The organism is Pseudomonas sp. KB_15, from assembly GCF_052114525.1.
Classification (GTDB): Bacteria; Pseudomonadota; Gammaproteobacteria; order Pseudomonadales; family Pseudomonadaceae; genus Aquipseudomonas.
This window is the reverse complement of sequence record NZ_JBFREX010000036.1, coordinates 21,268-45,345: the sequence shown is the minus strand read 5'-3', so window position 1 is coordinate 45,345 and position 24,078 is coordinate 21,268. Positions and strand designations below refer to the sequence as shown.

18 protein-coding genes and 1 pseudogene are annotated in these 24,078 nt (G+C 59.4%); 11 read left to right on the top strand and 8 right to left on the bottom strand.

Annotation, left to right across the window (positions count from 1 at the left end; all coding sequences use genetic code 11):
• The 3 genes from AB4Z35_RS22750 to AB4Z35_RS22740 form a co-directional block, all read right to left on the bottom strand.
• Nucleotides 1–462, bottom strand: a 462-nt coding sequence (locus AB4Z35_RS22750) for a TolC family protein (RefSeq protein ID WP_442099550.1), incomplete at its 3' end; no start/stop codon positions are given.
• 119 nt (nt 463–581) lie between these two features.
• Complete coding sequence (locus tag AB4Z35_RS22745; RefSeq protein ID WP_442099548.1) at nt 582–797, bottom strand: hypothetical protein; 216 nt, start codon at nt 795–797, stop codon at nt 582–584.
• Between the two features lie 202 nt (nt 798–999).
• Nucleotides 1,000–3,897: an AAA family ATPase gene (locus tag AB4Z35_RS22740; protein ID WP_442099547.1), complete on the bottom strand. Its 2,898-nt coding sequence runs from the start codon at nt 3,895–3,897 to the stop codon at nt 1,000–1,002.
• A 784-nt stretch (nt 3,898–4,681) separates the two neighbouring features.
• Between AB4Z35_RS22740 and AB4Z35_RS22735 the strand changes: the two genes are divergently transcribed.
• The 9 genes and pseudogenes from AB4Z35_RS22735 (at nt 4,682) to AB4Z35_RS22695 (ending at nt 14,786) form a co-directional block, all read left to right on the top strand.
• Nucleotides 4,682–5,599: a LysR substrate-binding domain-containing protein gene (locus AB4Z35_RS22735; protein ID WP_442099546.1), complete on the top strand. Its 918-nt coding sequence runs from the start codon at nt 4,682–4,684 to the stop codon at nt 5,597–5,599.
• A gap of 248 nt (nt 5,600–5,847) precedes the next feature.
• Nucleotides 5,848–7,035, top strand: a complete 1,188-nt coding sequence (locus AB4Z35_RS22730; protein ID WP_442099545.1) for an aromatic ring-hydroxylating oxygenase subunit alpha — start codon at nt 5,848–5,850, stop codon at nt 7,033–7,035.
• Nucleotides 7,036–7,045: 10 nt separating this feature from the next.
• Nucleotides 7,046–8,491 carry an aldehyde dehydrogenase family protein gene (locus tag AB4Z35_RS22725; RefSeq protein WP_442099544.1) on the top strand — a complete coding sequence of 482 codons (1,446 nt, stop codon included), beginning with the start codon at nt 7,046–7,048 and terminating at the stop codon, nt 8,489–8,491.
• A gap of 5 nt (nt 8,492–8,496) precedes the next feature.
• Nucleotides 8,497–8,661, top strand: a pseudogene (locus tag AB4Z35_RS22720) (rubredoxin); the annotation flags it as partial.
• Nucleotides 8,650–9,906 carry an FAD-dependent oxidoreductase gene (locus AB4Z35_RS22715; RefSeq protein ID WP_442099551.1) on the top strand — a complete coding sequence of 419 codons (1,257 nt, stop codon included), beginning with the start codon at nt 8,650–8,652 and terminating at the stop codon, nt 9,904–9,906. The pseudogene AB4Z35_RS22720 and the gene AB4Z35_RS22715, both read left to right, overlap by 12 nt.
• A 10-nt stretch (nt 9,907–9,916) precedes the next feature.
• Nucleotides 9,917–11,245, top strand: a complete 1,329-nt coding sequence (locus tag AB4Z35_RS22710; RefSeq protein WP_442099543.1) for an NAD(P)/FAD-dependent oxidoreductase — start codon at nt 9,917–9,919, stop codon at nt 11,243–11,245.
• Complete coding sequence (locus tag AB4Z35_RS22705; RefSeq protein ID WP_442099542.1) at nt 11,242–11,613, top strand: ethanolamine utilization protein EutQ; 372 nt, start codon at nt 11,242–11,244, stop codon at nt 11,611–11,613. Before AB4Z35_RS22710 ends, AB4Z35_RS22705 begins: the two co-directional genes overlap by 4 nt.
• A gap of 26 nt (nt 11,614–11,639) precedes the next feature.
• Nucleotides 11,640–12,887, top strand: a complete 1,248-nt coding sequence (locus AB4Z35_RS22700; RefSeq protein WP_442099541.1) for an MFS transporter — start codon at nt 11,640–11,642, stop codon at nt 12,885–12,887.
• A 225-nt stretch (nt 12,888–13,112) separates the two neighbouring features.
• Nucleotides 13,113–14,786: a BCCT family transporter gene (locus AB4Z35_RS22695; RefSeq protein WP_442099540.1), complete on the top strand. Its 1,674-nt coding sequence runs from the start codon at nt 13,113–13,115 to the stop codon at nt 14,784–14,786.
• Nucleotides 14,787–15,205: 419 nt separating this feature from the next.
• Here AB4Z35_RS22695 and AB4Z35_RS22690 read toward each other — a convergent pair whose 3' ends face one another.
• The gene (locus AB4Z35_RS22690; protein WP_442099539.1) at nt 15,206–16,279 is read right to left on the bottom strand and encodes an NAD(P)/FAD-dependent oxidoreductase; all 1,074 of its coding nucleotides are present in this window, start codon (nt 16,277–16,279) and stop codon (nt 15,206–15,208) included.
• Nucleotides 16,280–16,511: 232 nt separating this feature from the next.
• Nucleotides 16,512–17,894: a purine-cytosine permease family protein gene (locus tag AB4Z35_RS22685; RefSeq protein ID WP_277537777.1), complete on the bottom strand. Its 1,383-nt coding sequence runs from the start codon at nt 17,892–17,894 to the stop codon at nt 16,512–16,514.
• Between the two features lie 336 nt (nt 17,895–18,230).
• Here AB4Z35_RS22685 and AB4Z35_RS22680 point away from each other — a divergent pair, with 336 nt between their 5' ends.
• Entirely contained in the window at nt 18,231–18,719 is a 489-nt protein-coding gene (locus AB4Z35_RS22680; RefSeq protein ID WP_442099537.1) for a GNAT family N-acetyltransferase, read from the top strand.
• 389 nt (nt 18,720–19,108) lie between these two features.
• Here the strand turns inward: AB4Z35_RS22680 and AB4Z35_RS22675 are convergent, their stop codons facing one another.
• The 3 genes from AB4Z35_RS22675 to AB4Z35_RS22665 all read right to left on the bottom strand — a co-directional run bounded on the left by AB4Z35_RS22675 (nt 19,109) and on the right by AB4Z35_RS22665 (nt 23,112).
• Nucleotides 19,109–21,541, bottom strand: coding sequence for a spermidine synthase (locus tag AB4Z35_RS22675; protein WP_442099536.1), 2,433 nt, complete (start codon nt 21,539–21,541; stop codon nt 19,109–19,111).
• A 2-nt stretch (nt 21,542–21,543) separates the two neighbouring features.
• Complete coding sequence (locus AB4Z35_RS22670) at nt 21,544–22,275, bottom strand: protein-L-isoaspartate(D-aspartate) O-methyltransferase (protein ID WP_442099534.1); 732 nt, start codon at nt 22,273–22,275, stop codon at nt 21,544–21,546.
• 270 nt (nt 22,276–22,545) lie between these two features.
• Nucleotides 22,546–23,112 (bottom strand): TetR/AcrR family transcriptional regulator, encoded by a 567-nt coding sequence (locus AB4Z35_RS22665; protein ID WP_007995252.1) that lies wholly within the window; start codon nt 23,110–23,112, stop codon nt 22,546–22,548.
• Nucleotides 23,113–23,225: 113 nt separating this feature from the next.
• On the opposite strand from AB4Z35_RS22665, the gene AB4Z35_RS22660 reads away from it, so the two are divergent.
• Nucleotides 23,226–23,873 carry a glutathione S-transferase family protein gene (locus tag AB4Z35_RS22660; protein ID WP_442099533.1) on the top strand — a complete coding sequence of 216 codons (648 nt, stop codon included), beginning with the start codon at nt 23,226–23,228 and terminating at the stop codon, nt 23,871–23,873.
• Nucleotides 23,874–24,078: the final 205 nt, after the last annotated feature.

Below are 24,078 nucleotides of genomic sequence, written 5' to 3'. Positions count from 1 at the left end.
GTCCAGACCCACACTGGTGGTTTTGATATCTGGATAACCCTGTTTCGTGGCCGAGTTGAAGCCGCTGCTGCGGTCACTGCCGGAGACGGATGCTCCGACGCTCGGGAGCAGCCAGGACTGGCTGACCGTTTCTCCGGCACGCGCGGCACGCAAGCGCTCGGCGGCAATCTTGACGTCGCGGTTCTCACGCGCGGCTCGGTGCACCAGATCCGTCAGCAACGGGTCGTGGTAAACCTCCCACCATGCCGCCTCGGGTTCCATCTCGGAGGCCGTACTCGCGGCGAAGTGGCTCGGTACGTCGACCGATGGCTTGACGACCGGCGTGGAGCAACCGGAGAGGGCGAGGGAGATCGAAGTGGCAAGGGCTGCCGCAATAACGAAGCCAGTCGTGCGCTCGAAGCGCTGCAAGGTTGTCCGACCGGTGTGATGGGACAGCGGATGGGAAGTGAAAAATCGCGACATCAGAGTGAGCTCGTGTAAATTCGAGGTTGCATCAGCGTAGGTTCGGGTGCGTGCGAAGTCGTCAGCGAACCGTCGCGGTTCGGTCGCCATGCGCTCATCTATGTTTATGTTGGAAGGCGTCACTCACGGTCAGTGTCTACAGCCTGCTCACTGACGGCCGACGCTAGATCCGAGTCAATCGACTCCAGCAACTCTTCGGCAGACGAGAACTCGCGTTGACGACCGGTGACCAGGTTTTCGAGGCGGCCCACCAGGGCCCCCGGCGCGGCATCACTGCGCAACTTGACTACGTATGCGCGGCGGCTCGGGTACTTCGATTCAGGGTTCAGGCTCATCACGGACCAAGGGGCAAAAAAGTTCGACGACAGCGTAGGCTGCCCCTTGAGTCGAGTCGTAAGCGAAAGGTCAGGGTTTGGTCGGGACAACGCTCGCAAAACAGAGACGGTGATCACCGGAACGCTTGCGGCCAAGCGGTTTTAGCTCACGCTGAGTGGGAGCGATATCAGTTCACCAGGCAATGGAGGGTACGCCGTCGCTTCAAGTCGACTTGGCAGACTGAAGCAGTGAATGCGCATGTTTCGCCAGTTCGGTTCCGTCAATTTCGGGCAATTGGTCAATCAGAGTCGACAATGCCTGATAATCCTCGGCCGTAGCCTCGTAGTGCTCACACAACTCCACCCGCGCTAGCAGCTCCAGCCACGGTGCTTCCTGGACGCGAGCCTCTTCAACTGCGCGGCGCACCGCAACGCTGCCAGCGTCGGGCCGACCCTGAGTTCGCGCGATCGCGGCCTCCAGCAGCAACAGCTGCGGCAGGTATACGCGCTCTCCCAGTTCCTCTCCCACCCGGAGTGCTTCCTGCAATTGGATGTGCGCTGCGTCATAATCACCTGCCAGTAGCAGCGCCTCGGCGGCGTAGCCGAGTACCTCGCTGGCACCGGAGCGCATGCCGAGTCCGGTGTGTTCCTCGTAGGCCTCGCGGATGTGCCGGTAGCCGTCGTGGGGGGCACCGTTGCGCGCGTCGGCCCAGCCGCGCCACCAGCGGCAAGCCGTGCGCCCAAGCGCGAGCGAATATTCATCGACGAGGTTCTGCATGTCGTCAGCCAGCGCTGCCACCCGCACAGGGTTCCCCAGTCGTACCTCGATCAACACCTCCTGCCAGGTAGCGACCAGCCATGTCATAGGTTGTCGAAGCGCCTGTGCGCGGGTTCGTGCCCGCTGCATATGGGTCCGCCCTTGCTCAACCAGGCCAGACCGCACCAGCTCGATGGCCAGCATACCGTGCAGCATGACCTGGGGATCAGCCGCAAAGATCTCGTTTGTCCCGATGCCCAGCGGCTCGGCAATCGCGAGGGCTCGTTCCAGCCAGCGGCGGGTCGTTTTCGTGCGCCCCTGGAGGTGATGCACCTCGGCTTGAACGATGCACGCCGCCAGCATGAGCTCTGCATCGTTTGCGTTGAGGGAGAGCGCTTCAGCACGCTCCGCCACTTCCAAAGCCTGCGAATAGTCGCCGCGTAGACCGAGCAGATAGCCGAATCCATGCAGCAGGCGACCGCGCATGGGGTGCTCGGGTACATCCGCGAGCAGCGTGTACACCCGTTCGAAAGCGCCCTTGGCTTCGCTGCCGACACCGAACATGTGGAAAGCTGAAACCCCCTGCAACGTGGCCAAGGTAATTTCGAGCGTATCGCGCTCCGTCCCTTCGGGTGCCTGCATAAGCAGGAGGAGGGCGCGCTCAGTGAGGCTGATGCACAAGTCCGGGCTGAAGTGCAGCAGCGCGGCTTCTGCGGCCTCGGCGTAGTAGCGCAGCGCGATCATCGGTAGCCGGGCACGGTCGAAGTGCATTGCCAGTTCCGAGGCAGCAACCGGCACACCGGCCGAGCGCTCGCGTTCGAGGGCAGTGCCAACCCGGCCATGGAGATCGATGCGCAACGAACGCGGCGTGCGGTCATACAGCACCTGGCGAAAAAGGGCGTGTCGGAACGAATAGGGAGGTTCTACCGCCTCGTCAACATCGAGAGCCCGCGATTGTGTGAGCCATACCTGCTCACGCATCAGCTCCTCACAGGCGCCGATCACCGAAGAGAAATTGCGCTCAAGGGCCAGCGAAACCGTCTCAACCCGGAAGTCGGCCCCGCACACCGCAGCCGCGCAGAGGAGTGTACGTTGCTCCGGACCAAGCTTGGCGATGTAGTGATCAATGATGGCGGCCAGGTTGTCGGGAACCGCCAGATCCGCCAGTCGAGCTTCGATGGTGGTTTCGTCTTCTTTTGCATCCATCACTTCACTGATGATTGAGGAAACGAACAATGGCACACCGTCGGTCCGTTCGTGCAGGGCGCGCACGAAGGCTTCATCAAGTGCCAGTGAGGCTGAACGCAGCGCCACATAGTCGGCGACTTCAGTTTCCGAAAACGGGTCGAGCACCACTTCCTCGCACAAACGTTGCAGACGCAGTTCGTGGCGCAATGAGCTGAGCGGATGGTCAAGCGCCACCACTTCGGCAAGGCGAAAGCTGGACAGCCACATCAGGCGCGCTCGGCCACGTCGTCTCGCGATGTAGTCGATTAGCTGGACCGTCGCCCGATCACTCCAGTGCAAGTCTTCGGTCACCAGCAACAGCGGGCGCTGTACTGTGTAACGGTCCAGCAATTCACCCATTTCCCGCAGCATGCGGTCCGGACCGACGCCCGCCAACTCGCGGCGCAACGCTTCTCGCTCTTGTGCGGTACTCAGCCACGGCAGTTGCAGCAGCCAGGTCGGCGCCACGTCACGCAACAATGCCGGCAGGCTCGGGTCGCTGCGGCACAAATCGGCCAACGCCTCCAACACCGGCAGGTACGGTTCGCCGGTGCCGTAGTGCTCCACGCAATGGCCGCGTGCGCAAGCAATGCCGCCAAGGCTGGCGAGGAAATGTTCGATCAACATGGTCTTGCCGATCCCCGGTTCTCCAGCAAGCCAAACCACGGCACGCTGACCGCCACTGGCCCGCTCCCATGCCCGTTGCAGCCTGGTGACCTCGTCGATGCGACCGATGAATGAAGGCGACGGACGTGTATCGGTCGCCTTAACCGCCGGGGATGTAGGTGGTATCGAAGAAGCAGAGGAGGACACGGCGATGAAGCGATAGCCGCGCCGCGACACCGTCTCGATAAAGCGAGGGTGCCTGGGGTCATCGCCCAACACCTTGCGCAGATCGCTGATGGCCGTCTTGAGAACCGAATCGCTGACAAACCGATGCCCCCACACGGCGTCCAGCAAGGCGTCTTTGGATACCAACGACCCCGGCTGGCGTGCGAGCACGCATAACAACAGAAAAGGGGTCGGCGCCAACGCCACCGCTTCCCGATTACGCAACAAACAAGCGTTGGCCTCGTCGAGTTCGAACTCGCCAAAGTCAAGAAGTACGGGGGTCGGATGGGGCTGCGGACGCGCCACGGTTGATTCCTGAAGACTAAAAACATGGTGGTGCGCTGAAGATTCGCACGGGATTCGGTCGTCTTCGACCTGGGCTCGGACCCCTCGCAGTTACGCACTTCAGTCCTGGGCCATTGCTCCCATGACAACGCTGATCAACTCTGAAGCCAAGCGTCGTCGGTCGGAAACTGGCACACGCACAACTTCACGCCATGAGCCTTCTTCGCCTTAATGCGGCCAGTTACGCCTGTATCTCTGCTCGTCCGTTCGGTCACATCACGGCTTTTCAATGATCTCAAAAATTTAATGACAAAAACATCAATATTGAGCTTTATCTCAATATTATACGCCTTGATTCTGCCTAACGATGAGACCTGCGCGCCTCGCGCCTTCAATCACAACAAGGGCTCGAAATGAACAACACTTTAAGGCTCACTATGACCGCGTTTGGCCATTTTCTGCCTGTCACGAATGGTCGTTACCGACCCAAAGGAGTCATCTGAATTGCATTGATCGACAGAAATGTCTACCGCCAATCCTAAGATCGTGATGGTGGCTCTTTGCCGGTCTTGATGTGCGAAAAGACCTGATCTGGATCTGCCTGGCACCAATAGCTATGGAGCAAAAAGCGGCATAAACACCGTAATCGGTGTCTGGGATTACTTGACCAGTTCAGCCACGCTCCTACAGGTTTTGGGTTTGGCCGCAGGTATTCGGTGTCGGTCCAGTGCCCCCGCTGTCCACGTCCAGCGCCAGGGGCTAAACTCCCGTGATAAAACCAAAATAACGACGTGACCTGCCTTGTATGAAAATCCACCCATTACCGCCACTCAATAGTCTGGTCGCGTTTGAAGCGGCGGCACGTCATTTGAGTTTCACGTTGGCTGCGCATGAGTTGAACGTGACGCAAGGTGCAATCAGTCGACAGGTTCGTCTGCTGGAAGACTATCTGGGCAAGGTTCTGTTCGAGCGTACCACCCGCACCATTCAACTGAGCCCGGCAGCCAGCCAGTATTATGAAACGGTGCGAGCGGCGTTGATGCAGGTGGCACAAGCCACCGGTGAGATTCGCCATTGGCAGGGCGCTGAACAGGTGACGGTTGCCACCAGTACCGCGATGGCCTCGCTTTGGCTCTTGCCTAAAGTGAACGAGTTTCAACGGGAAAACGAAGAGATCGATCTGCGGATCATCGCCCATGACCAGGTCAAGGAGTTCTCCCGGCTCGATTGCGACCTGGCGCTCTATTACTGCAAGACACCGCCTAGGGACATGCAGGTCACGCCGTTGTTTTCCGAAGAGGTTTACCCGGTTTGCAGCCCCGCTTACCTTGCCAAGTATCCCGCCTTGAACAAACCCGAGGACCTGGCAGTCTGCACCTGGCTTTTTCTCGACGACCCGCAACGCGACTGGATCGGCTGGCCGGAATGGTTCCAGAGCCAGGGCCTGAACAACGTCGAGCCGAAACGCCGGATCAATATCAATAGTTACTCAATGCTGATCCAGTCGGCGATCAACGGACAGGGCATTGCGCTGGCCTGGTCCAACCTTATCGATGATCACCTGCAGAGCGGCGCACTTATCCGTCCGCTCGATACCGTGCTGAAAACCGATGCCCAATTTTGTCTGCTGGAACCCTTGTCCCGTGGGGGGATGCGCCAAAGCGTAAAACGCTTCCGGAGTTGGTTGATGAACCAGCTTCCGCCAGCAGAGGACACCCTGTAACGGCGTAACCACAGCTAGTCTTTCAACCCGAATCGCTCGGCATTTCGATGCCGGGCGATTTTTTTCGCTTCGATCAAATGCTCACGACCAACAGGCGCGTACACAAATATTTATGACAATAAGTCATGAATCGCGCCGGAAATATCGTTTGTCGAGACCCACCCTGTTTTCCCAAACTTGCTGCCAGCGGACCCTGGCCAACGAGCCTGCCGATAATTCAATACCGTGCCCAGCAGGGGAGAACAATAATGAGCAGCATCCAACAAATTCCTGTGCATCACCTGGAAACCGTCCTCAATTCGATCCACGAAGCGACCGGCCTTAGCAACGAGTTCTATACCGAGCAACGTTACTTCGAACTCGAGCGCGATCAAGTCCTGGGTAAAACCTGGGCCTGTGTCGGTTTCGCCAGCGACCTGAGCAAGGCCGGTTCGGTCAAGCCAATCGATTTTATGGGCCTGCCGTTGCTGTTGATGYGCAACCGCGAAGGCCTGGTGCAAGTGTTCCACAACGTGTGCAGTCACCGCGGCATGAAGCTGGTGCAAGAGGCCGGTGAAGTGCAGGGCGTGATTCGCTGCCCTTACCACTCCTGGACTTACGATCTCAACGGCGGGCTGCGCGGAACACCTCACGTCGGCGGCATCGACCAGCACAAAGACGAACGCTTCGCCTGTGAAAAACATGGCTTGAAAGCCATCCGCAGCGCGATCTGGATGGACATGGTGTTCATCAACCTGTCCGGTGATGCGCAGTCGCTCGAAGACATGCTGGCGCCGTTGACCCAACGCTGGACCCAGTTTCTCGGTGAAGACGGCATGAGCCTGATGCGCCGCCGCCCGGGCCACGACGCCACCACCCTGGACATCAATTGCAACTGGAAACTGGCGGTCGAGAACTACTGCGAGGCTTATCACTTGCCATGGGTGCACCCGAGCCTGAACTCCTACTCGCGCCTGGAAGACCACTACAACATCATTTTTGACCAGCACTTCGCCGGCCAGGGCAGCTACGCCTACAACCTCTCGGACGTTGCCGGTACGCACCTTCCGACATTCCCGGGCTGGCCGCTGGACCGTCTGAAAAATGCCGAGTACGTCGCGTTCTTCCCTAACGTGTTGCTCGGCATCCAGGCTGACCACGCCTTCGCCATGCAGCTGGAGCCGGTTGCGCCGGGACGTACCATTGAGCACTTGCGCCTGTTCTATGTCGGCGACGAAGCCGCCAGCAGCGATGAGTTCAGCGCCTGCCGCGATGCGATTCTGGAATCCTGGAAAGTGGTATTCGCCGAAGACATCAGCTCGGTCGAAGGCATGCAGAAAGGCCGGCATTCCCCTGGATACAAGGGCGGCGCGTTCTCTCCGGAAATGGACATCCCGACGCACTTCTTCCACCAGTGGGCCGCACGTCAGTTGCTCGCCACCACGCCGTCCGCCTGAGGAGAGGTCTATGTATCCGATCGCCTCTCACTGGCTCAACTACATCGACGGGCAATGGAGCGACAGCGTCCAGCGTCTGACAGTCAACAACCCCGGCACCGCTGAACCGGTCGCGACCATCGCTCAGGCCACTGTGGCCGATGCCGAGCGTGCGTTGCTGGCGGCTCGTCGCTGCGCCGACAGCGGCGAGCTGACTCGCGTTCGTCCGGCGCAGCGCGTTAGCTGGTTGCTGCGCATTGCCGAGGAAATTCGCGCCGTGGCGGATGAGGGCGCCTGGGTGCTGTGCCAGGAAAACGGCAAGCGCCTGAGCGACGCCAAAGACGAGTTCATCGAAGCCGCGCGCTACTTCGAGTATTACGCCGGCATGGCGGACAAGATCGAGGGCACCTCAATCCCGTTGGGTAACGGCTATATGGACTTCACCCTGTACGATCCGATGGGCGTTTCGGCGCAGATCGTACCGTGGAATTTCCCGGTATCGATCTGCGCTCGCTCGCTGGCGCCGGCGCTGGCGGCGGGCAACGCGGTAGTCCTCAAGTCCCCCGAGCTTTCGCCACTGGGCATGTGCGTGCTGATCCGCGCCATTGCCAAGGCCGGTTTGCCCGATGGGGCGGTCAACCTGATTTGTGGGCGTGGTCGCGAGGTCGGTTCGTATCTGGTCAGCCATTCTGGCGTCGACCAGATCGTGTTCACCGGTTCCGTGCCAACTGGCCAGTCGATTTTGCGCGATGCTGCGCAGCATGCAGTTCCGAGCGTCATGGAACTGGGTGGCAAGTCGGCCGCCATTGCCTTCGCTGATGCCGATCGCGAGCAACTGCTGGCGAGCGTTCAGTCGGGGATTTTCTTTAATGCCGGTCAGGTTTGTTCGGCGATGTCGCGGTTGCTGGTGCAGCGCGAGATTTATGAAGAGGTGATCGAGGCGGTCGTTGCCATGGCCGAAGGCCTCAGCGTTGGCGTAGGTCAGGACAATGCCGACCTCACGCCGGTCGTCAGCGCCGGGCAACTGGCGGGCATCGAGGCTTTGTGTCGGCGAGCCATAGAAGACGGCGCCGTGGCGGTTACCGGCGGCGAAGCGTTTGCCGACCGAGCCGGGCACTTCATGCGCCCGACGGTGTTCCGCGACGTTACCGCCGACATGTGCATCGCTCAGGAGGAGGTGTTCGGGCCAGTGCTGGCGATCATGCCATTCGACACCGAAGAAGAGGCCATCGCGATTGCCAACGGCACTGAGTTCGGCCTGGTGGCCGGGGTGTTCACACAGGACATCAGCCGCGCCATGCGCTGCACGCGTCGATTGAAATCCGGCCAGGTGTTCGTCAACGAATGGTATGCCGGCGGTATCGAAACGCCGTTTGGCGGCGTCGGCTTGTCAGGCTTCGGTCGCGAGAAAGGCCAGGAAGCCTTGTACAGCTACGTACGCACCAAGAACGTAGCGATCCGGATTGCTGGGGAGTGAACAGCATGTTCAAGACTTGGCTTTGCATCGTTTGCGGACTGATCTACGACGAGGCGCTGGGCTGGCCGGAGGATGGCATCCTCGCCGGCACCCGCTGGGAGGATGTTCCCGAGGATTGGGTCTGCCCCGAATGCCACGTCGGCAAGGCAGACTTCGAAATGCTCGATATCAGTGAATACACCCAGGCGGTTACGGCTGTCGGCGTGCCGGTCAGTGCTCCGACGGTAGCGGTGGCGGCGCCTGTGAATGCTACGGCACCAAGCCAGCCGATCGTCATCATCGGCAGCGGCTATGCCGGTTATGGCCTGGTCCAGGCGTTGCGCAAGGCCGACCCCAAGGTCGAGATTCGCGTGCTGACGCAAGAGTCCGGGCATCTGTATTCGAAACCTGCGCTGTCGATCGGGCTGTCCCAGGGCAAGAGCGCCGAGGCGTTGTCCGGCGAGTCGCCGCTGGCGATCGAGCAGCGTCTGAATATCCGTGTGTATCCGCACTGCAAAGTGCTTGGCATCGACAGTTCAGCTCGGCGCTTGCGCACCAGTTTCGGTGAAATGGAATATGGCCAGTTGGTGCTTGCCAGCGGTGCACAGCCGATTCGCTTGCCGATTCAGGGCAATACCTCTGCGCTGGTCAGCGTCAATAATTTGCAGGATTACCACGGCTTTCGTGAGCGCCTGACCGGTGTGCGGCGTGTCGCGATCCTGGGGGACGGGTTGATCGGCTGCGAGTTTGCCAATGACCTGGCTCACAACGGTTTCAGCGTTGATGTCATCGGTCTGGGGCGCTGGCCGATGGAGCGTCTGTTGCCGGCCGAGGCCGGGCAGGTGCTGCAAAACGCTTTGACTGAATTGGGTGTGACGTGGCATCTGCAAAACACCTTGGAAGCCATTGAATCCACTTCTCAAGGCTATCGCCTGAAACTTGCCAATGGTCAAACTATCGAGGCGGATCTGGTGTTGTCGGCTGTCGGTCTGCGTCCCGATCTGAGTCTGGCAGAGAGTGCCGGTCTGGCGGTTGGAAGAGGCATTCAGGTGAATGCTCAGTTGCAAACATCTGCACCGGGCATCTTCGCCTTGGGTGACTGCATCGAGATCGATGGACAACTGCTGCCGTACCTGGCGCCGATCAATCAGGGCATTCAGGCGTTGAGCAAAACATTGCTCGGCCAATCCACCGCTGTCGACTACCCGTTGATGCCGGTGACGGTGAAAACGCCGGCCGTTCCGCTGTGTCTGTTGGCGCCTGCCATCGCCAGCGAAGGTGAGTGGCGCTGCACGCCGACCGAAGACGGCTTGAGTGCCGGATTCTACGACGCGGCGGGCAAGCTCAATGGGTTTGTCCTGCTCGGTCGCCAAGCGCAAACGCAACGCAGCGCATTGCTGCAGTCCTGTCAGCTCACTCAACAGGCTGTAGCCTGAGGCCCGAATCATGAAAAACACGATAAACCTGCCATTCGATGACACGAGCTGCGGCTGGTACGCAGCGCTGCCCGAGCAACCGCCTTGCAAGCGCCTGACGGGCGAACAGCGTGCGGATTACGCGGTGATTGGCGCGGGTTTCGCCGGCCTCGCCGCTGCCCGTCGTTTGGCCGAGCATCATCCCCAGGCCCGTATTCTGCTGGTGGATGCGCAACGGGTCGCCCATGGTGCCTCGGGGCGCAACTCCGGTTTCGTGATCGACCTGCCGCACAAGTTTGCGCTGGAGCATCCGGACCCTGCGCACAAACAGCGTTTGCTGTCGCTCAACCGCGCCGCGATTTCACAACTACAAGGTTTGGTTCACAACCATGGCATCGATTGCCAATGGTCCCACGCCGGCAAGTATCAAGGCGCCGTGGGCGCACGTGGCCTGGCTTATCTCGATCATTTCGAGCGGCTGATGAGTGACCTCGGCGAGCCGTTCCGCAGGGCCGATTCCGCCGAGCTGGCCAAGGTCTTGGGCACTGAGCATTACAGTGGCGCCATCTACACGCCCGGCTGCTACCTGATGCAACCGGCGGCGCTGGTGACGGGTCTGGCCCGCACGTTGCCGGGCAACGTCGAGTTGCTCGAAGAATCACCCATCCAGCGTCTGGAACGTGACGGACGTGGCGGTTGGATTCTGCACGGCACGGCGGGGCTGATCCGCACGCCGCAATTGCTCTTGGGCACCAGCATCTTCACCCAGGAGTTCGGTTATCTGCGCAATCGTCTGTTACCCGTAATGACCTTCGCCAGTTGGACTCGACCGTTGACCGACGCGGAGCTGGCCACTTATGGCGGACAACTGGATTGGGGGCTGACCCCGGCCGATCACGCCGGCACGACTGTGCGCATGACCCAGGATCGTCGGTTGATCATCCGCAACACCTACAAGCACGTGCCCAAGTACGGTCGCAGCACCAGCGATGGCATGCGTTCGAAAGTGCGTGATTCGCACCGCAAGGCTTTCCTGGCGCGCTTTCCGCAACTGGCCGACGTGCCGTTCAGCCATACGTGGGGCGGCGTCTATGCGATATCGCGCAACTTCACCAATTTCTTCGGCGAGCTGGAGCCGGGCGTTCATGCGTCAGCGTGCGACAACGGTGTCGGTGCCGCGTGGGGCACCATTTCTGGAACGATGCTCGCTGATCTTGCTGTTGGTGCCGACTCGGCGCAGCTGAACGATATTCGTGCGGTGACCGGCATGCCGTCGCTCAACCCGCCGGAACCGTTCCTCGGCCTGGGCGTTCGCTCGCGTATTCATCTGGCGGCCTGGAACAGCCGGAGTGAGCTATGAGCCATCCGGCCAAAGGAAAAAGTCCGGTGCTGCGCATCGATCATCACGATTTGGACTTCACCTTCCGTGGTGGTCCGCCCGGCGCCGCTTATGTAGCACGAGCCATCAGCAACGAGGTCTCGCCGAACATCGGCGTGGGCTTCGCCCGCTGGGAAGGCGCGCAAGTCGCCTGGACGGTGCTCTATGACGAGGTGATTTTCGTGATCGAAGGTTGCTTCGAATTGCGCGTCGGCGACGAGCTTTTTCAAGTGATGCCCGGGCAATTGTTGTGGATTCCCGAAGGCACCGAGCTGGTTTACGGCGGGCATGCGTTGTTCGGGTATGTGGTGCATCCCGGCAACTGGAAGCAGCTTCACGGCTTGGCTTGAGCCGTCATTAACCGGGGATCGGCACGGTGATAAAACTGACAAAAACCTTCGGTGCGCTCTATCTGGCCAGCTTGTTGATGCAGTTGGGATCGACCTTGCTGATGACCTATCTGGCACTGCGCCTCAATGCTTTGGGTGCGAGCGAAACGGCAGGTGGTGCGTTGATGGCCGCCAATGCTTTGGGAATGGTGTTGGGCGGCTGGGTCGGGCGCAGCCTGATCGCACAGGTCGGGCATATTCGAACCTATGCGGCGTGCGCCGGGCTGATTGCGGCGGCGGTATTGGCCCATGAGTTCAGCACGTCCCTGGCGTTTTGGCTGGTGCTGCGCGGGCTGGTCGGATTGGCGATGATGTGCCAGTTGATGGTGCTGGAAAGCTGGCTCAACGATCAGGCCCGGACCGAGCAACGCGGCAGCGTCCTGGCGCTGTACATGGTCGCCAGCTATGTCGGGATGATGCTCGGCCAACTGGCCTTGAGTCTCGATGAAGGACTGGGCATCCGTGCTCTGCTGGGTGTGGCGATGGTGTTTGCGCTGTGCTCGGTGCCGGTGGCACTCACTCGCAGCGCACATCCGACGGCGGTGCCCACCGCCTCGATCGACCTGCGGGTGTTCGTGCGGCGCATTCCGCAGTCTCTGATGACGATTCTGGTATCCGGCATGATCAACGGCAGCTTCTACGGGCTGGCCGCGATCTATGCGAGCAAACAGGGACTGGAAACGGCGCAGGTCGGCCAGTTCATGGCGTTGACCATCGGTGCAGGCCTGTTGGCACAGTTGCCGTTGGGCTGGCTCTCGGATCGATTGCCTCGTGCGAATCTGATCCGCGCGGTGGCGATTTTGTTGGTGCTCGTCTGCCTGCCGCTGGGCTTCAATCAAGCGCCTTCGTTCGCCACTCTGCTGTGGTTCGGCTCGGCGATCGGCTTTTTGCAGTTCTGCCTGTACCCGTTGGGCGTCGCATTGGCCAACGACAACATGGAACCGCAGTTGCGCGTTTCGCTGTCGGGCATGCTGTTGATCACCTTCGGTGTCGGTGCCTGTTTCGGACCGCTGATCGCAGGTGTGTTGATGGAGTGCTTCGGCACTTCGAGTTTTTATTTTTTCTATGCGGGCAGTGCCGTGTTGCTCGCGCTGTGCGTGGGCCAGGCGAAAGTCACGGGCAAGCACCTGCAACAGGATGCGCCGCTTCAACACCCATCGACACCCAACGGGATTGCCAGCTCTAACCTGGTGTCTTTGGCTGACCCCGTAAGCGAGTGCATGGACCGGCGCTGAGTGGAGGAGGGAGGAGCGGTTTTATTGATGCGTTTTTCTCATGAGACGGTGACTAAAAATGGTTTGAACGATGGTCAGGTTTCAATCATCTTGGCGATGCTGCCATAACCGAGTTAGACCGGAATCAATCTGCAGATAAACAGTGTCCTGACGTCAGATATCAGGCGATCGCTATCTTGCGGAATACTCTCTAAAACCCTTAAACAAAAACAAAAGGGGAAAACAATGCGTGCGCAATCAGGCATGTTAAAAGGCTTGAACCCGAATGTGACAGTCGCTTCGATATTGGCGGTGATCTCGTTTGTTCTATTTTGTGCATTCAAGGATGAGCAGGCGGCCAAGGCCTTCGAAATGGCTTCGATATTTATCCTGCATAACTTCAAGTGGTATTATCTCGCCCTGATCAGTGGCGTACTGGGTTTGCTGCTGTACATCTCCGTCAGCCGTTTCGGCAATCTCAAACTGGGCACCGAACACGACCGGCCCGAGTTCAGTTTCGCTTCATGGATCGCCATGCTGTTCAGTGCGGGAATGGGCATCGGTTTGATCTTCTGGTCCGTCGCCGAACCCATGCTGCATTACGCCGACAACCCGTTTTCCAAGGGCTTGACGGACGAATCGGCCAGCCTGGCAATGCGCATCACGCTGTTCCACTGGGGCCTGCACCCGTGGGCGATCTTCTCCATGATCGGCTTGAGCCTGGCGTATTTTGCCTACCGTAAAGGTTTGCCGCTGGCTCTTCGTTCGCTGCTGTATCCGCTGATTGGCGACCGCATCTACGGTTGGATCGGCCATGTGGTCGATATCATGGGTGTGGTCATTACCGCTTTTGGTGTTTCGCAATCACTCGGCCTAGGTGTAGTACAGATCAATACCGGTTTACATCAAGTATTCGGTATTCCGGTGAGTGTTGGATTGCAGTTATCCATTATCCTGTTTGTCAGTATCGTTGCGTGCATTTCGCTACTTGCCGGACTGTCCAAAGGCATGAAGCGCATCTCTACACTTAATATGTACCTGTCATTCATTTTGATGCTGGCGGTACTTGCTATTGGTCCGACCCGTTACATTCTAAACTTGATGTTTGAATCCACCGGCGACTATGTACAAAACATTGTTGGCCTGAGTTTCTGGATGGACACGCAGAAAGACAGCGAATGGCAAAACTGGTGGACGGCATTCTACTGGCCGTGGTGGATGACCTGGGGCCCGTTTGTCGGTCTGTTCATTGCGCGGATTTCCAAAGGCCGGACCATTCGTGAACTGGTGATCGGCGCACTGGTGGTGCCGACCATGGTGACTATTTTGTGGATGTCGGTGTTCGGTGGCGCCGCGCTGAAAAACGAACAGCAGGATCGCCAAGCTTATCAGGTATCCGTCGCCAGCCAGGTGGTAACTCAGGACCAGCCGAAGTTCGAAGGTGGCACGGTGTTGCTCGCCACCAAAAAGGAAACCACAGCGGCGATGTTCACGCTGCTGCAGTCGCTCGATGGCGCGGCTGTTGGTGCCGCGCTATCGATACTGGTGTGCGTGTTATTGGGTGTGCACTTCGTCACTACGGCCGATGCCGGAACCCAGGTGTTGTGCACCTTGTGTGCCCTGGGCAGCACCAACCCGCCGAACTGGATCAGGTTGCTCTGGTGCATTTTGGAAGGAGCAATCGCTGCGGGCCTGCTGCTGGCGGGTGGGCTGAAAGCGATTCAGATGGCGAGTATTGCCGCCGGTTTGCCGATTGCGATGTTGCTGCTGGTGATGTCGTACACGCTGATTCACAGCTTGCGCAAGGAGATGCCGAGCGTGCCGGCGTGGACGCCAGCGGCGGATCGCGTTCCAGGACAGGCGCTTGATCAGACCGAGCGCCGCGAAACGCCGTCAAGTGCGCCGTTGACTGCCGCATAAAAACAGCGATCCATGCTCATTTCGTTCACAGTGTTTGTCCCGCGATGCGCTGTTTTGCACCGGGGCAAACCCCTGGCATCGTCTCTACGGAGTGAACCCGGGTCCTGGGCTCACGACGTACAAACCAACCAACCAACCAACCAACTTGAACGAGACGGTGAACGCTATGAACATCTCAAAAAACGCGATTTTCCTGGCACTCGGTTGTATCGGCGTCCAGGCCTTTGCCGAAGGAAGTCACGCCAAAGTGGCGAGAGACCAGCCCCCGGTTGAATCCACAGCTGATTGCTGCCTGTCACGACTGAACGAAATCGACTCATTTCCGCTGGTGGCACGTTGAAGGGCGCGCCTGGAAAAGTACAGCTTCGAACTCAAGCTGTTGATCGCGAGAAGTGGGCTTGCGAGAAAGACAAGTGATCTTATGTCTGGAAGAATCGGTCGGGACGACACGAGTCAAGGGCAGGGGATGCCTTGTTGTCGACTATTTCCTCGCTGGCAAGACGGCCCACAATCGCCGCCAGAGTGACGCCAGGATGCATTGCGCAAACGTACACTGCGCCGATGTCGGGTTGATAGCCGATGATGGGGATGCCATCGACAGGAATTGGCCTGAGTCCGACACAAGCCAATTGCGGATCAATGGAAGTAATCCCATAGAGTTCGTTCTGGATGGCCCGGGCAGTTCGTAGCGCTATTTCTACTGGCTGGTTTTCCAGGGAGTCTCCCAAATAATCTTCCGCCGCCAGCAACGTACCATCGGTGCTTTGCCTTACTTCCATTTGAGGGCTGGAGATGATGGTGTTCACGAGATTGGGTTGTGTCTTGTAGCGGATGAGTATTGCCGCAGAGGCCTCTATTGGCAGGGACATCTTTAACATCTCAGTCAGCTTCGTGATGCCTGTCCCCGCTGCCAGTACGACAATGTCGGCATCGATGATGCCCGTTACGGTTTCGACTCCCGTCACCTTTGCGTTCTGAGTTGTAAAGCCAAGCACCCGAGTATGCGTAAGAACTTTCGCGCCATGATTCCGGGCTCCTGCGATCAAAGCGTGAGTTGCTTGCACTGCGTCCAGCGCGCCTTCTTCGGCTTCATACAAGGCATGCTGAGGGGGATTCTTGAGGTTCGGCTCAAGACCGAGTATCTGGGGGCGAGATACCAGGGTTGCCGAAGACTGGTTGCCTGAGGCTTGCAGCACTCTATCCAGGCTCGCGCTGTAAGACAGGGAGCCTGTCCATCGTGCTTTCAGACCCGGCAGCTCGGTTTGGAGGCGGCGGTACTCCTGGGTGGCGGCGCTACGCAATTGCGCGATTGGATCGGGCCCGCTATGTGAGGTGTTGATCCATGCGAATGAGCTTCCGGTCACGCCGGACGCTATACCTTCAGCCTCGACCAAGATGACATTCGCGCCTTTGCCAGCCAGGTGATACGCCAAGGACGCGCCCACAATGCCTGCGCCAATGACAACAACTCGTTTGCCTGCGTTACCTTCCATAACAGCTTCCGTTCTGTTGACCTGATGAAAGTACTACATCCAGATGATCTCAGGGTTTGCGAACCTGGTCATCCATGGCTCCTGAGTGCCTCCTCTTCTGGCAGATTGCTGTCTATCGCGAAGGGCTGAAGTCGGCCAAAAGCAGGCCCCCAAAGCATCTATCAAACCGGGGTCAATTCACTGTATCGTCGAATGGCGGTAGGCGAAGCGTCGACGACGTATCTCGCTTCGCCTATTCGAGAGATCTTTGACCAAACATGCGCGAGCTTTTAACAACTGGTCGGCTGTTGACCGTACAGTACAGCCCCCCGGCCAACACCAACCCCATCGCCCAACTAATGTCGGCGCCTAGCCAGTTTGCTACAAAGCCTGTGTAGAACGAGAGTTTCATGAAGGGAATCGTGCCGATTATCGAAACGGCATAGACCATAAGGGTTCGCCCGTTGAAGCGGGCGTAGCGGCCTTTAGGGTCGTACAGGTCACCTACTTCATAGTGGCCGCGACACACCCAATAATAATCAACCAGGTTGATCGCACTCCAGGGAATCAGCAAATACAACTGACCGATCAGAATGTCCGCAAAAAACGTGTCAAAACGGTACTGGGTGGCTATGGCGATCAGGGTCGCAGCAACGGTCAACATGGCCATCACCAACGCTTTTGCTGGAGCCGTGACGTATTTGAGCCCTCCAAAGGCTCCGAATATCGTGACCGAAGACATATAGGCGCTGTACAAGCAGAGTACGTTGTACTGGATGACGCCAAGCGCGATCACGCCCAGTACCAAAGGTGCCCACGGGCCAAACAACGTGGCAATGGCGGTTGCAGGGTCGCGCTCAAGCGCTGCAGGTATCGCTACTGCCAGTAAAGCGCCTAATGCCATCATGGCAAAAGAGCCCAGTGCACAACCACAATAGGTTGTCCAGAACGTGGCACGGGTGCTCACGTTCGCGGGGAGGTAACGCGAGTAGTCTGCCACGTAGGGGCCGTAACCTAAAGTCCAGGAGGCAGCCTGCGCTATGACCAGGTTAAAGGCCGCCAACGTAAAGCCCGTACCTGAGACGGTTGTTGATGCCGCGTCGCTGGGGTGCAGCAGGATTAAGGCCAAGGCGCTTGCAAACACCAAGGTAGATAACAGGCTCATCCACGCCCCCATACGGTGGATCAGCTCGTAGCCTATAAAACCAATGATGAAAGTCAGAATGCCGACCACCACAATGGCCTGGTCGTCGCTCATTGGCACCAGCGCCTTTAAGGCATCGCGCATCAAGACGCCGCTGGCGGCAAGAAATAGCACCGCCGCCGTGACCATTACCAGCAGGGGGATCGCAGCTCCGTAAACACCGAACTGTGCCCGGCTCTGGATCATTTGTGGAATCCCCAAGTGAGGGCCTTGGGCGGAGTGCGCGGCCATGAACACGGTGCCGACCAGATTGCCAATCAGCAGGCCCAGCAATGTCCAGCCGAAGCTCAACCCCGAGGCGATACCCAGCGTACCGACCATCAAAGCGGTCACTTGGAAATTGGAACTGAACCAGATGGTGAACAACCGCCGTGGCGTTCCGTAACGTTCACTGTGAGGGACAAACTCGATACTACGCTTTTCCAGCTTCACGACCGCCTCCTGATTTATTTTCGTGATTATCAGATAGGCATCGATAGCTTTTCGGCCCAGCTGCGAACGCCTCATAGCTAGTAGCGCCATACCCTCGCGTAAATTGCAGGTGTTTTCACACAGCCTGGGTCGCTCTCTGCCGGTCATGGTTACGAAATGTGCTGGTCAAGTCCGATGCACATGGCTGGTCAGGTCGAATGCAAATGGGTGTCAAGTCAGTGCAATTAACCAGCTAACCTCCGCAGATTGCGAGAGAATCCCCCCTGGTTTCGTAGACAGATGGAATGACCACTTTTAGCCGTTAAAGTACTGACTCATGGAGCTTAGAGACGAGCAATGAAACTGAACCACAGGCCAGTGAAGGCTAGCGACGTAAAAATGATCTGCGGCTTTCCTCAGAACGCTCAAGAGTTGTTTTTCATGTTTCCGAAGGCGCACTTCCCGCTAACGGAAACGCAGTTGATGACCGCGATCGCCCAACGCTCCGACTCTACCGTCGTGGAGATCAATGGGGCTGTCGTTGGGTTTGCCAATTTCTATCAAGCTGAACGCAATGGCGTTTGCTGTATCGGCAATGTCATCGTCTCGCCGAGCGCTCGGGGTGAAGGAGTGGCCACGTTTATCGTGGAGACGATGACCGGCTTGGCATTCGAGCGTTACGGAGCCAACGAGGTGCAGATTTCCTGTTTCAACGAAAACACGGCAGGGCTGCTGCTTTACCCCAAACTTGGGTTTGTGCCCTATGCCATTGAGGAACGACCTTCTTTGGGGAACGGCCGTTCGGCCCTCATACACATGACGCGCAGCAGAAGCTCGACCGGTTGAATACACCGTCGATTGCTACTTTGGATGACAGGCAGAAATCGGCTAGCTCAGGGTGATGGAAAGCAATGACATGTCCGCAAATGGCTGATGGCTGCCCTTGGTGAGAGGCAGCTTTTGGCCGGTTACTGCCTGTCACCACCGTCAGCTATGGGATGAAAACCACCTCTGACGACTCGACTGCGTCGGCCAAAACCAATTGCTTGCGGCACGGAACCTCTCATCTTTGGCATGACGCACACGTCCACATTTTCAAATGTTTAGCTTCGAAGCAGGAAAGGCGTCACCCTCGCGTCTCGACACGGCGAGACGTGTGAACTGCGGCAAGCGGCGTTCCAACAGGCCATTCGTCTCACCTGGGTCTGTTGACGTTTCGCTCCGAACCGCCGCGATCAGGGAAATGCGACCGCCGCCGCGAGATACAGCAGCAACGCCAGCAGCAACACCACGGTGAAGCCCAGGTGGATCGCCAGCAGGGTCGCCAGCACGGCCGCTACCACCGATACGCTGGCGTTGATGCCCCAGGCGATCGGCACCAGTGCTTCGGCGCGCGCGGAGACGCGCCCGAGTCCGAGTGGAAACGGCATGCCCATGGCGAACGCCAGCGGCGCTACCAGCGCGGCGCAGATGCCGAATCTGGCGAGGGTCCGCACCGGCGCCAGCAGCTGGAACAACGGGGGCAGGGCGATCAGGTAGAGCAGGGCGATCGCGCAGATCGCCAGGACTGGCCGCGCGAGCGGATGACGGGGCCCCACACCCGTTCCAATGTCCCCCCGCCGCCGGCCGGAGTAACGGCTGCCGAGGCCAGCGAAGATCAGGAACGCGCTGAGCGTTACCGCCACCGAATACAACGGGTGGCTGAGGAAAAGGGTGAACTTCTGGATGAAGGCGATTTCCACGAACATGAAGGCGAAGCCGATGGCGGCGAAGTAGGACACGACCCGAAGTTCGAACCTGACCAAAGCCGCACTCCGAGAGCGCCGCTGGCGCCGCCGCGCCACCCATAGCGGTGCCATGATCAGCAGCGCGGCGGCCACGCTGGACTGCAGCAGTGTGGCGATCAGCACCGGATAGCCCCACTCCAGCATTGACAGGCCGCCCTGCTCCTTCAGCGCCAGCAGTTCCGGCAGCGAGCTCCATTTGAAGAAGTGGAAGAAATACGGCCGGTCATCCGTGGTCGGACGCACGTCGAACTTGTAGCGTGCCAGGAACTCCGCGCGCTCGCCGGACAGCAGGGCCTGCGCCGCTTCGAAGAACCAGGGTCGGTCGAGCAGGTTGTAGCGGTTCGCCTCGGCCACGGTCATCCCGGGGTAGTAGGCCAGGTCGAAGGAGCGCGCCCGGCAGAACTCCCGCAACGCGGCAATGCCGGCGTCGTCGAAATCCCTGTTGCTGACCAGCAGCGTCACGGTCTTCCAGCCGCGGATCATGACGATGCGGCGCGCCGCGCTGGCCTGTCCGTCGCGCTCGATGGCCGCGGCCGCGGTGGCCAGTAGCCTGGGAACATCGCGGGGCGGCAGGGTGACCCAGCGGGTGATGGCCAACAGGCCGCCGGGCGCGAGATGGTGCAGGTATTCGGCGAAGGCATCCACCGTATACAGGTAGTTCTCGGACAGCGCATGCAGGCCGCCCGAGGCGGTGCCGAAGGAGTCTAGCAGGGCGATCTGGATCAGGTCGTAAGGCTCGCCGCGCGAAGCCACCAGGCCGCGCGCCTCGCCGACCAGCACACGGACGTTGGGCGCGCTGTACGGCTTGCCGGAGAAGTCGGCGAAGCGGCGCTGGACCAGATCGATCACCTGCGGGTTCAGTTCGATGGCATCCACCGCGCTGGCGCCGTGGTAGATCGCCTGCAGCACATCGGCGCCGGCGCCGCTGCCCAGCACCAGCACGCGGGGTTGCCGCAGCAGGTGATAGGGCAGAGCCGAAGTCAGGTAGTCCAGGTAGGCGAGCGGCTCGCGGCGCCCGTCATAGCGGTTCAGCACGGAAAGGCCGTCGCCGTCGGTGAAGATGGCCAGTTGTGCGGGCGGTTCCTGCGTCGCGTTGAGGCTCAGGCCCGGTGCGTGGCGCAGGGGAATGGTCGGGCTGTCGACGACCGTGAGCAGGCCCAGCGGACTCCAGGTCTGGGCGATTGCGCGCGCATCCTTTATACGCAGCGTCTGGCTCAGCTCCTTGTACTCGGAGGGCGACAGGGCGATCCAACGCTCGGGCACGCCGGCCGGGACCGCGATTGCCGCTGCCAGCAGCAACGGCGCGAGCCAGTGCCTATGCCCCGTGCAAGCCATGCCGGCCAGCGCCCCGGCGGCGATGCCGGTGCCGCCCAGCAGCCGCAGCGCATCGACGGGCGTCAGGGCGAACAGCGCGGCGACGATCGCCAGGCTGCCCACGCCAGCGCCGAGAATGTCGAAGGCGTAGATCCGATGAATCTGTTCCTGAAAGCAGGTGAAGGTCAGGCAGATGCACACCGCCGCGCAGAAGAACGGCACGAACAGCAGCAGGTAGATCATCAGCAGGCGCGCCGACTGCCGTGCGTCCCAGAGGATCTCGAGGGGATTGAACGGAACCTGCTGGGCCAGGCTGAAGCAGGCGATGGCGCTCAGTCCGAACAGCACCGCGCCGCCGATGAACACGCCGTGGAAGCGCGGCGCCAGCACAGGCCGCGCCAGCGCCACGGCGGTGCCGGCAGCGCCGTAGCCGAGCAGCGCGACGCTGATCATCATGTAGGCGAAATGGTGCCACTGGATGATCGAAAGCAGTCGCAGCAGCAGCACCTCATAGCYGAGCGCGGAGGCAGACAGCAGCGCCAGGGCGAGCAATGGCGGCGAATGCATACTCAACCGCCTCCGACCAGCGGCACGAAGCGCACAGGCAGCACCTGCCGGGTGGACACACTGCCATCGCCGGCCTTCTCGATCAGCAGCAGGTACTGGATCATGAACGGCGCGCCGACCGGGATTACCATCCGTCCGCCGGCCTTGAGCTGGGCGATCAGTGGCGGCGGCACATGGCTGGCGGCGGCGGTGACGAGGATGGCGTCGTAAGGCCCGTGCTCGGGCCAGCCGTGGTAGCCATCGCCCAGCCGGGCCTGCACCTTCGCATATCCCAGCTGGCCCAGGCGCTCCCCGGCCTGCACCGCCAGCGGCTCGATGATCTCCATCGTGTAGACCGCCTGCGCCAGCTCGGCGAGGATCGCCGCCTGGTAGCCCGAGCCAGTGCCGATCTCGAGTACCACGTCGCCGGGCCCGACCTGTGTCAAGTCGGTCATCAGGGCGACGATGTAGGGCTGGGAGATGGTCTGGCCGTAGCCGATCGGCAGCGGGCGATTCTCGTAGGCGTAGGGCACCTCGTCGGGCGGGACGAACTTATGGCGTGGCACCTTGGCCATCGCGGCCATCACCGGCGCGGCAAACGCGACCCTGCCGGTTTCGTCGCGGGTGTCGGACGACATGTTGGCGATCTCCCGCACCATGGCGTCGCGCAACGGCGCGAACGGGTCGTCGGCATGCAGGCCGGCGGATGCCAGCGCCAGAGCGATGGCAGGCGCCAGGATGCGCGTCAGGAGCATCACCGGCTTCACAATGACTCATCCGCCTGAGGAATAGTCGAATCGTATGGCCGGCGGGCTGGCTCGGCAAGCCCGGGGGGGCCGGCGACCAAACCAGGCTGCGGCGACTGCCTGAGAAAATATCGCAACCCGTAACTGCACTGATAGCACCCAGCCAGTTCATGCGGTGATACAAAAGTGAATGCGATTGTCAGCTAGTGGCCGATTTCTGCCTCTGACGTGGGGCCGCGTGCGACCCAATACGGTCGTTTCGTTGCTTGCTAAGTCATGTCATAGCTCAACGAGCTGCAAACATCCCTGTTGACAGGCTGTGAGAATCTCTTGCGCCAACTGGTCATCGGCCACAGCTCGAGCTAGTGCCAAGCCACCAATCATCCCTACGGCAATTTGCACAGCATGCTGGCGTGTATCCGTCTCTGTCGTCGACTTCAGTCCGGATTCCAGGCGTGTAATGAAAGCTGCGAGCACTTGGGTGTAGCTCTCCTGGATGGCTCCGTCCTGCTGAGCAGCATCATTGACCATGAAAGCTAACGGACAGTGCATACGGCTTGCATCCCGATGGTCCATGCGCAGATAGTCTTTCACTACCTGTTGTAAACCGTCTTTACCAGCCTCTTCCAGTATCGCGCCCCCCGCGTTCGCGGCATTTCTAATAGCTTCGGTGTAAAGCTCCGTTTTGGATGCGAAGTGACTATAGAAGGCCCCCCGGGTCAATCCGGCACTCTCCATAATTGAGTCGATACTGACTTTTTCGAAACCTTCCAGTGCGAAGAGTCGCGCTGCGCTATCCAGAATCATCTGTCGAGTGGTTGCGCGCTGTGTAGCAGGCCAGGGCATACATCTTCTCCTCAGTAAAACGTGAGATGGAGTATGACAAAACGGKACTTTATGTTCTTGAACATAAAGTCATACCGACCAGAATTGCCGACTCTTCCCTCAAGGAGCTACTCATGAGATTGCACATACTGGGACCTGGATTTAGCACCTTCGTACGTAGTGTCAGACTTTACTGCGAAGAGAAAGCTCTGGATTACAYACACGGGATGCACGTGGATGGTAAAACGATCACGCTCCACAGCCCTGAACACAAAGCACTGCATCCTTTTGGCAAGGTCCCGGTATTGCTGCATGGTGAGCGGAACGTAATCGAAACAACCACCATTTGCCGCTACCTGGATGAAGCCTTTGCGCATACTTCTCTAAGACCCGCAGACTTGGCCCAGAAGGTAAAGGTCGATCAGTGGTCCGCTGCCCTGGCGATGTATGCCGATGATCGACTGATACGTCGTTATCTTTTATTGCTGGTTTCACCTGCGCAGCCGTCACGCCCTATCGATAGAGAAGCTGTGGCTACCGCCGAGCCAATGGCGATCCAGACACTTGGGCTGCTGGCGAAGCATTTGGACGGGCAGCCATTTTTCTGCGGGGCGGACTACAGCATGGCGGACGCCATCCTGACGCCTATGCTCGATTATTTGGAACGCGTGCCCGAAAGTGCGCAGTGGCTGAAAAAAACATCAAATCTTCGTGATTATCTTTTTCGCATGCGATTGCGCCAGTCAGGGCGCAATGTGTTGACCGAACCGAACTTTAGTTAATGCAGAAAATGATGGACTTATCGTTCGCCCAAGGGCTGCTTCTGGCCGATTGTTGCCTGTCGCGACGGGCTGCAATCGACCCTAGCTGTGTGAAATCGTTTTAGAGCAAGTTTGACAGTCAGAGTCGGAGCAAGAATCGCGCCCCTATGTAAATTTCGGACTGCTGACCAACCAACAATCGGCAGATTTTACGTAGCAACGCAGA